The organism is Armatimonas sp. (genome assembly GCF_031410135.1).
GTDB lineage: Bacteria > Armatimonadota > Armatimonadia > Armatimonadales > Armatimonadaceae > Armatimonas.
In genome coordinates, this window is the sequence record NZ_JANNYP010000722.1 from 1 (window position 1) to 7368 (window position 7368).

Annotated in this window: 8 protein-coding genes; 3 read left to right on the forward strand and 5 right to left on the reverse strand. The window is 60.4% G+C overall.

Going from position 1 to position 7368, the window contains the following annotated elements; all coding sequences use genetic code 11:
* Positions 1-255: 255 nt before the first annotated feature.
* Entirely contained in the window at positions 256-1926 is a 1671-nt protein-coding gene (locus tag RMO15_RS26255) for a peptide ABC transporter substrate-binding protein (RefSeq protein WP_309719769.1), read from the reverse strand.
* Between the two features lie 51 nt (positions 1927-1977).
* On the opposite strand from RMO15_RS26255, the gene RMO15_RS26260 reads away from it, so the two are divergent.
* On the forward strand, positions 1978-2859 hold the full coding sequence (locus tag RMO15_RS26260; RefSeq protein ID WP_309719772.1) for an alpha/beta hydrolase: 882 nt from the start codon (positions 1978-1980) through the stop codon (positions 2857-2859).
* Here RMO15_RS26260 and RMO15_RS26265 read toward each other — a convergent pair.
* Positions 2849-3538 (reverse strand): DNA alkylation repair protein, encoded by a 690-nt coding sequence (locus tag RMO15_RS26265; RefSeq protein WP_309719775.1) that lies wholly within the window; start codon positions 3536-3538, stop codon positions 2849-2851. The genes RMO15_RS26260 and RMO15_RS26265 overlap by 11 nt on opposite strands.
* Positions 3525-4568 carry an asparaginase gene (locus tag RMO15_RS26270; RefSeq protein ID WP_309719777.1) on the reverse strand — a complete coding sequence of 348 codons (1044 nt, stop codon included), beginning with the start codon at positions 4566-4568 and terminating at the stop codon, positions 3525-3527. Before RMO15_RS26270 ends, RMO15_RS26265 begins: the two co-directional genes overlap by 14 nt.
* 45 nt (positions 4569-4613) lie before the next feature.
* Here RMO15_RS26270 and RMO15_RS26275 point away from each other — a divergent pair, with 45 nt between their 5' ends.
* On the forward strand, positions 4614-5228 hold the full coding sequence (locus RMO15_RS26275) for a HEAT repeat domain-containing protein (protein WP_309719780.1): 615 nt from the start codon (positions 4614-4616) through the stop codon (positions 5226-5228).
* Here RMO15_RS26275 and RMO15_RS26280 read toward each other — a convergent pair.
* Together RMO15_RS26280 and RMO15_RS26285 are read right to left on the reverse strand one after the other, a co-directional pair.
* On the reverse strand, positions 5225-6295 hold the full coding sequence (locus tag RMO15_RS26280) for a hypothetical protein (protein WP_309719786.1): 1071 nt from the start codon (positions 6293-6295) through the stop codon (positions 5225-5227). The genes RMO15_RS26275 and RMO15_RS26280 overlap by 4 nt on opposite strands.
* Positions 6264-6473 carry a hypothetical protein gene (locus RMO15_RS26285; RefSeq protein ID WP_309719788.1) on the reverse strand — a complete coding sequence of 70 codons (210 nt, stop codon included), beginning with the start codon at positions 6471-6473 and terminating at the stop codon, positions 6264-6266. Before RMO15_RS26285 ends, RMO15_RS26280 begins: the two co-directional genes overlap by 32 nt.
* Positions 6474-6719: 246 nt before the next feature.
* Between RMO15_RS26285 and RMO15_RS26290 the strand changes: the two genes are divergently transcribed.
* A complete protein-coding gene (locus RMO15_RS26290) occupies positions 6720-7232 on the forward strand; it encodes a hypothetical protein (protein WP_309719791.1) in 513 nt (170 codons plus the stop codon).
* Positions 7233-7368 lie beyond the last annotated feature (136 nt).

Below are 7368 nucleotides of genomic sequence, written 5' to 3' on the forward strand. Positions count from 1 at the left end.
CCCAGTAGGATGTCCACGGGGTCGGCGGGCGAGAGGTAGGTGGCAAAGAACACCAGAAACGAGATCGCCAGCAGAGTCGGGATCGCGAGGCCAAGGCGCGTAAAAATCAGGCGGATCATGGCCGAACCCACCCGGCTGTGAACCCACCCGAACCCACCCGGCTCGTTCCTCGCCACCCTCCCTCAGGACAGGGAGGGTAAATCTCCTCCTTCCTTTGCTCCGCAAGGGAAGGGGGCCGGGGGGATGGGTTCAGGATCATTTGACCTCGACCGAGACGAGCGGGAGGTGCCCGAGGAGGCCGTCTTTGATGCCGGTGACGTGGGTCTTAATCAGCTCCATGTCGCGCTGGTAGTAGACGGGAATCCACGGGGCGTCGTCCACGACCATGCGCTGGGCTTTGGCGTACATCTCCAAACGCTTCTTGGGATCGGTCTCCACATCGGCGGCGGCGCAGAGGGCATCGTAGGCGGGGTTGGAGTAGCCGACGTGGTTCTCCGCGCCGGTGGTGGTTAGGAGAAGCGAGAGGTAGTTCTGTGGATCGGGGTAGTCCGCGCCCCAGCGGTGGAAGTAGACAACCTCGTCGCGGTCCATGGCGTTGATGAGCGAGGCGTACTCCATCTCGCGCAGCTCGACCGGGATGCCTACCTTGCTCCACTGCTCCTTGAGCACCTGAGCGGTCTTGACGATATCGGGCTGCTGCTGGCGGAAGCAGAGCGTGAGCGGCGGGAGGCCCTTGCCCTCGGGGAAGCCTGCCTCGGCGAGGAGCGCTTTTGCTTTGGCTTCATCGTAGGGGTAGCCCTTGAAGTTTGCATCGTAGCCGGGCATTCCTTCCGGGACGACGCACTCAGCGGCGGTGTTGACATCCAGTAGCACGCCCTTTTTGATCTCCGCTTTGTTGGTGGCGTATGCAAAGGCTTGGCGGACCTTGGCGTTCTTGAACGGGGCATAGGCCTTCTGGTTCAGCCCAACATAGTAGGTCGAGGCGCGGTTGAAGGTCTGCACTTGACCGGCGTACTTGGGGTCGGACTTGTCTTTCTCGTAGTCGCCTTTTTCGAGTGCGATAATGTCCACGAGGCCTGAGTCGTATTGGAGACGAGCCGTCTTCGTGTCTAAGATAATCGGGCGCTCCACTTTCGTGAGCTTGGGGGCGCCGAGTACCCAGTCCTTGTTGGCCTCCAGTGTTACGGACTTCTGCGGCGTGTAGTTGGTTAGCTTGAAGGGGCCACACCCGACCAGTGCTGCGTTCTCAGAGCCAATGGTTTTTGCGCCACTAGGGAGGGTCGGGCCTTTCTCGATCTCTTCTTTGGCGAGGATATAGGCAGTTGGGTAGGTGAACTTGCCCAAGAAGTAGGGTCGGGAGCCGACAAGCGTGATCTCAACGGTGCTCTTGTCGATTACTTTCACGCCGGTTAGCTCGGTGGCCTTGCCCGCGGCGAGGTCTTTCGCGCCTTGGATGTCGTCGAGGTAGCTCCCAGCCACGGGCGAGGCGAGCTTGGGATCGAGAGCGCGGGTCAGGCTGTACTTCACATCGTCAGCGGTCACTTCCCGGCCATTGTGAAACTTCAGCCCCTCGCGCAGCGTGAAGGTGTAGACTTTTCCGTCCGCGCTGATCTTCGGCAGCTCTTTAGCGGCCATCGGCGTGACCTCGGTCTTGTCGTTCCAGCCCACAAGGCCCATGTGCGCGTTCTGGAGAAGATCGATCGTCGGCCCGTCCTGAGCGCGGTGCGGGTCAAGCGTACTGGGCTCCGTGGCGATCGGGTAGCGCAGGACACCCGGCACCGCGCCCGTCGAACCGCCGCCTGCTCCTCCTCCGGCATTATTGCTCGAAGGACAGCCCATCAAAGTAAATGAGGCCAGCGAGAGAAGAGAGAGGCTAAGTGCGCAGAAGCCGCGCCGGGTGAGAGTTGAGGAAGTAGACGATGTCATGACGGGAAAATTATAGCACGTTCTCGCTAAAGTAGTCGGTACAATGAGCACATGAAAACCCGAGCTGCTTTTCTTTTACCTCTTGCCGCCCTTGCGCTCCTGGCTCCCGCCCACGCACAAACCAAGTCGCAGACTCTCCCGCTCTATCCACTGGGTCACCCGACACTCCAAGGACAGAACGAGAAAGAGATCCTAACCCCGCCCAATGCCAAGCCGGGGCAGTACTTCAATATCAAGAACGTCCACAACCCGATTATCGAGGTCTTTCTGCCGCCCAAGGAGAAGGCCACGGGGACGATGATGATTGTCGCGCCGGGCGGTGGACACCGCGAGCTGGGCTGGCCCAACGAAGGGACACAGATCGCGCAGTGGCTCAACGAGCGGGGGGTCGCCGCCGCCGTGCTGAAGTACCGCCTAGCGTTCACGCCGGGCTACAAGTACACGGTCGAGGGCGAAGCTCTTCAGGACACCCAACGCGCGTTTCGCCTCGTCCGTGCCAACGCCAAAGACTGGGGTATAGACACCAAGCGGGTCGGGATTCTCGGCTTCTCCGCGGGAGGCGCGCTCGCCGCGCTGATCCACATGCGCAACGACATCGGCAAGCCCGATGCCACCGACCCGATTGAGCGAGAGAGCTGCTCCCCCAACTTCGTGGCGCTGGTCTACGCTGGCTGGGCTCCGATGGAGTTCAAGATTCCCGCGGGCGCTGGCCCCGCGTTTCTCACCAGTGCGGGCCTCGACGATGCGTTTCATGCCAAGCAGACGGTGGAGTACTACAACCTGCTCTTCGATGCCAAAGTCCCTGCGGAGCTGCACATCTACGGCCACGGCGGGCATGGCGGCGCGATCAGCGAGCGCAAGGGAATCCCCTTTGGCACCTGGCAAGTGCGCTTTGAGGAGTGGCTCGCCGATTTGGGATATCTTAAGAAATAGGCGTGAGGTGCTTCAGCGCTTCACGAACCGTGAGTGTGGAGAGCTGTGCTTTGTTGGCTTCGACAAAGGCTTGGACGGCGAGCGGGTCGGTGTAGGCGTAGGTGCGCAAGGCCCACCCGATGGCTTTTCGGATAAAGAACTCCGGGTCGGGGGCGTTGTGGCGGCAGTAGGCAAAGAGGCGCTCGGTGTCGGTGGCTTTGTGGTGCTTGAGCTGGTGCAGGATCGCGGCGCGACGGAGCCAGAAGTTCTCGTCGCGGCTCCAGTTGTCCATGGAAAGTTGCAGCTCGGGCAGGCGTAGGGTGAGCGGGCTGAGCACAGCTCCGACGACGCCGTCCACGCTGTCCCACCAGGAGTGGGTGACGATCAGCTCACGGAGCAGTGGCAGGCTCGCAGGCGTAAGCTTCTTCTGGTACTTGGCGAGCAAGTCCAGCGCGGCGTATTGGTACTCACGCTCGGGCAGCGCCCAGAGCAGGCGTGCTGTCTCAGCCAGCCAAGCTTCATCAGCGACGGGCTTTGCGCCTGCAAGAAGTGGCCGAACGAGCGGCTGGAACTCCGGGCGCTTGAGGCCCAGAAACGGGAAGTGATCGCGCATGTAGCGTACCATCGGCGCGGCTTTTTCGGCGTCGCGGTGCGGCTCCAGTGCGCTCTGAACCGCGCCCACAAACTCAGTGGGACTCATCTTCCATATCCTCCGTGACCGTGAGCTCGCCTGCAATGTCCGCCAGCAGAAACGCACGGGGCGGGATACCTCGCCCTAGTGCGGCCATGAGCTTGACTTGCGCCGCCACATCGGTCAGGTCGCCCGTAGGAATTGCACCGGCTTCGAGCGCGTCCCGCCCCGGTTCATAGAGGCCCATGCGGGTCGAGCCACCCACAAACTTGGTGGTGATGAGCACGGGAATCTGAGCGGCGGTGGCTTCCTGAATCACGGGAACCAGTGAGAGTGGGCCGACATTGGGGATATTGCCGGTTCCCAGCGAGCGCAGGATCAGGCCGCGACAGTGACCAGAGTGGAGCACCGCACGCAGCGCCTCAGGTGGCAGGCCGGGGGTCATGTCCACGGTTAGGATCGCCCCATCGAAGCGTGTGTCGGGAGTGAAGGGCGTGGTTTGGGTGCGCTCGGTGTGGAGCCCGGTGAGCCGAATCCCTGCCGCGGTGACCTCGCCCAGTAGCGGGAAGGCAGGCGAGTCGAAGGCGGGGAAGCGAATCTCGCTGGTCTTGATTGCCCGGTTGCCGCGCAGGACTCTATCGCCAAAGACAATCATCACCTCGGCGATCTGGCGACGAATGGCGAGCCGTAGCGTCAGTAGCGCCCCGATGAGATTGCGTGCCGCGTCGGTGTGGTCGCTTTTTAGCGGCAGCTGCGAGCCGGTGAAGACCACGGGAAGATGCCCGCCCCGTGGCAATACGAGCGAGAGCGCCGTGGCGGTGTAGGCCATGGTATCGGTGCCGTGTAGAACCAAGATGCCGTCGCACTGCCCGTGTGCCTCGGCAACCACCTCGATTAGCTCTCCCCAGTGGCTCGGCGCAAGATTGGTGCTGTCCAGTGACACCAGCGGCACGAGAGTCAGCTCGGCATAACGTGCGGCGGCAGGCACCTGGTCGAGCAGCTCCCCCACCGACGCTGCGGGTAGGAGCGCCCCATCGGCCCCGCGCACCATGCCAATCGTGCCGCCCATTCCAATCACAACAATCCGTGGCAGACTCATACAAAGATTCTACCCGTGTTCCCTTGTGGCATAATTCAAGAGATCATGAATGAGGAAATCCACCCCAATGAAGTGCGTGACTGGCTGGCACAGCTCCAAGCCCCCGGTGCTGAGACACGAAACCGCATCATCGCCAAGATGCAGTCCCTCGGGGCCCTGCGCCTGTTTCCGATCCTGGGGCGCTTTCTTGGTGATCCTGATGGGGAGTTCCGTTGCCTTGTCGCGGAGACGGCCTTTCGGATCGATCCCGCGGCGAGTGTTGCCTTACTCCTGCCTCTCCTAGACGATCCCGAGTGGGAGGTTCGCGTGGAGATCTGTGGGCTACTCCACGACATCGCCGACGAGCGCACCATTCCGCCACTGATTTCGCGCCTGGAAGCCGATCCCCACCCGATGGTGCGCAACACCGCAGCTTATGCCCTCGGCGGTATTGGCTCCCCCGTCGCCATTCCTGCACTCCTTAAAGCTTTGGACGAAGATCATGAATACGATGAGCTGGGGCATTCGGCAAGTGGCTGTGCCGCAACCGCTCTCGACAACATTCTCCACACGCACCACACGCGTCTCAAGCTTCCGAATGGCCTTTGCACCTTGCAACCCAGCCCACGCGGTCTTGACACTCTAAAAGCCGAGGCGCTGGAGCTTTTTCGCAGCCTCTAACGAACCGTAACCCGGTAGATATGGACGTCCTCGGGGGCGAAGGTATCGTAGAACAGCGCCTGACCCGCCGCTCCCTCATTGGTTGCTTTTAGCATCCTCCCCTCACCGAGAACCTCCACCTTCCCGGTTTTGGCGACGGCAACCCGCACGGTTTTCTCGCCCGTCGCGGCGGCGAAGATCGTGAGTCCTCCTGCGTGCTCCACGGTCAGCAGCTCCACGCCACCTTGCTCGGTACGCTTGCCGTTAGGACTATTGATCACCGCCGCCAGCTCCTGAATCTGCTTGTTGGTCGCCGTGACCGAGGCCAGCATCTCGGGGTCGTCTAGCAAGGCGTGCTCGTTGAACTTGGGCTGGAACTGGTGGACAAAGTAGATCAGGCCGCGCGAGCCATGAATAATCGCCCGCCACGTCTCGGATCGCACTTGCTTGGGAGTTGCCTTACTCTTGCCATCAATGCGCGTGCACTCCAGGCAGTTCCAGATGTGCTTCTTCCCGCCCGTCCAGCCCGCCAGTCGGTCCACGCCCTTGGGCACCAGCCCGAGCGGCAGGTTATTGGCGGCGGGGTAGATATCAAACGAGATAATATCGCCGCCCTGCACGTACGTCTCGTAGTCCGAGAGCTTCGCCCCCGCGCCGCGCCCCTTCCAGGCATCGTTGGCGACTCCCTGCCCGAGATTCAGCAGAATGGGCCGGGTCGGGTCTTTCTCGCGAAGCCGCTTGTAGTCGTCCACGATCTTCTGCGGCGGCACACACGGCCCCCAGCCTTTCTTGCCCGTCACCGGATCGGTCACCGCCTGCGCGTTATCCGGCTCATCGCCATGCATCCACGCCGCGATTATCGGATCGTCTTTATGCGCCAGCCCCACTGCGTTCTGCTCACAGACCACCCGCATCTTCGCCGCCTTCAGCGCCGCCAGTTGCTTCTCCGTCGGCCCCTGCCAGAGCGCCACATAGAGATTGATCCCCGCCGCCGTATAGCGCGAAGCGTTCTGCGGTGACTGAAGCCACACCCCGATGGGAAAGTAGTCTGGCGAGCTAGGAAGCCCGTTCTTCCACGTTTGTTTCATAGAGAGATTCTACCTGCCAGCATCCCCCTACCGCTCCACGATTACGGAAATGCTGGCGCTCAGAGAAATAGAGGACGCGCTTGATCGTGACGATATCGCTCTGCTCCGTGGAGTAGGCAAGATGATGCAGTCGAGCAACATTGTGGCACTCATCTAGAAAGTTTGAGATCATTGTCATTTTTTGTTATACTTCTTCCTGTATAGGTAGGAAGTAACCTTCGCCTACAGAACGCTTGAGAAAGGACATTTCTGACAAAAAGTGAAAAATCGTATAGTAAACCTGATAACAGCCATTTGCGGCATAACACCCCAAAATCATCATTATGATCGCTGCGGCAGAAACACGAGTTCGGCCCCAGAGGCATCAACGAGGAGGAACCCGATGCGAGTTGTTTGCTTGGTGGCTCTGTGTTGCGTGGCATGCTTGTCCAATTCCACGACCGCAGCCGAACCTGATCCGAAGTCACTCGTCAAGCAGGTTATCACTGCCGCTGGCGGCGAGGACAAACTACTCAAGCTATTTCGTACTCGTGAGACAGTCAACGCAAGCTCTGATCCGACGAAGAAAGCGCCCGAGCGGGTATCTGTCTACGAGCCACCAAAGTATTGGTGGACCAACAAAAATGAGCGGGTGAAGAACGAGAAGAAGCCGGATGAACCTGCTACGTTTCTGGTCTGGGCATGGACGCTCGGGGTGCTGACCGACCCTGCATCCAAGTTGGAGATGATCCCGGATGTCATGGAGTCGGGCAAACCGGCTGTTGGGCTTCGGGTAAGTGGGACAGTCACCCCGGCTATGGACTTGTATTTCGACAAAGCCAAGAGTCTCCTGGTTCGAATCGACTGGCGAGACGACATCCACCGATTCAGCGATTGGAAAGAACACGACGGCGTGAAATACTCAGCGAAGTGCGTGGGGTATAAGAAGGCGACCTAAGTACAGGACAAAAATTGTAGTGCCTTCTCGCGCTGACACTCTTTGACAGTTCTGCACAAAGAGGTCATCCAATTTTGGAGTGCGTCCAAGCCGAGGCGGAACAGGCAAATGGGGGCACGTTCATGCTTCAAGCAAC

Coding starts and splice junctions, on each gene's coding strand:
- RMO15_RS26255 (WP_309719769.1), bottom strand. CDS start 1,926: ATGACATCGTCTACTTCCTCAACTCTCACCCGGCGCGGCTTCTGCGCA.
- RMO15_RS26260 (WP_309719772.1), top strand. CDS start 1,978: ATGAAAACCCGAGCTGCTTTTCTTTTACCTCTTGCCGCCCTTGCGCTC.
- RMO15_RS26265 (WP_309719775.1), bottom strand. CDS start 3,538: ATGAGTCCCACTGAGTTTGTGGGCGCGGTTCAGAGCGCACTGGAGCCG.
- RMO15_RS26270 (WP_309719777.1), bottom strand. CDS start 4,568: ATGAGTCTGCCACGGATTGTTGTGATTGGAATGGGCGGCACGATTGGC.
- RMO15_RS26275 (WP_309719780.1), top strand. CDS start 4,614: ATGAATGAGGAAATCCACCCCAATGAAGTGCGTGACTGGCTGGCACAG.
- RMO15_RS26280 (WP_309719786.1), bottom strand. CDS start 6,295: ATGAAACAAACGTGGAAGAACGGGCTTCCTAGCTCGCCAGACTACTTT.
- RMO15_RS26285 (WP_309719788.1), bottom strand. CDS start 6,473: ATGACAATGATCTCAAACTTTCTAGATGAGTGCCACAATGTTGCTCGA.